The organism is Shewanella sp. UCD-KL21, assembly GCF_001957135.1.
Classification (GTDB): domain Bacteria; phylum Pseudomonadota; class Gammaproteobacteria; order Enterobacterales; family Shewanellaceae; genus Shewanella.
Genome location: NZ_MPHK01000063.1, coordinates 1 through 953, shown reverse-complemented (window position 1 = coordinate 953; position 953 = coordinate 1). Strand labels below are relative to the sequence as shown.

Below are 953 nucleotides of genomic sequence, written 5' to 3'. Positions count from 1 at the left end.
GCGAGTCAGGATTTGAACGCCAAGGCAGCAATGGTTACGACTATCACGGCACCTATGGCGATCTAATCTTACTCACCGATGGCACCTGGCATTACCATGCCGATGCTGGGCATCTATCAGGTATAGGTGCTAGACCCACAACGCGTGGTACCGCGATTGACCAGCTTGGTGAAGGCCAAAGCTTAACCGATACGATTACAGTCCATTCAAAAGATGGTACAACACACGATATTGTCATCACCATTCACGGCAGTAACGACAGACCTTACTGTTCATCTGAAGTTGTGCTTGCAAATGGCAGTGAAGATACACGCCAAACCTTAACCACTGCGCAATTATTAGCGAATACCGTCGATGTCGATAAAAACGATGCCGGTAAACTAACCATTGAAAACCTACACGCCGACCATGGTTCCATTCTAAACAATGGCGATGGCACCTTCACCTTTACCCCAGAAAAAGACTATAACGGCGATGTCCATTTTAGCTATGACGTCAAAGATGCCCACGGTGGTGTGACCCACACTGGCGCATCAACGACTCTCTCGGCTGTTGGCGATAAAGCCCAAATCGCTGGCGTTGATACTGGTTCAATAACCGAAAGCAGCGCGGGTGTCGACATGTCACCTGACTATGCTCACTCAGGCATAGCCACACTCGGCAATACAACACTCTATGCGGATGGCAAGCTGACCATCACAGACCCCGATGTAGGCGAGTCAGGATTTGAACGCCAAGGCAGCAATGGTTACGACTATCACGGCACCTATGGCGATCTAATCTTACTCACCGATGGCACCTGGCATTACCATGCCGATGCTGGGCATCTATCAGGTATAGGTGCTAGACCCACAACGCGTGGTACCGCGATTGACCAGCTTGGTGAAGGCCAAAGCTTAACCGATACGATTACAGTCCATTCAAAAGATGGTACAACACACGATATTGTCATC

1 protein-coding gene is annotated in these 953 nt (G+C 49.5%); it reads left to right on the top strand.

The window, feature by feature from the left end:
* On the top strand, positions 1–953 hold a 953-nt coding region (locus BM739_RS19850), incomplete at both ends, for a cadherin-like domain-containing protein (protein WP_175609564.1).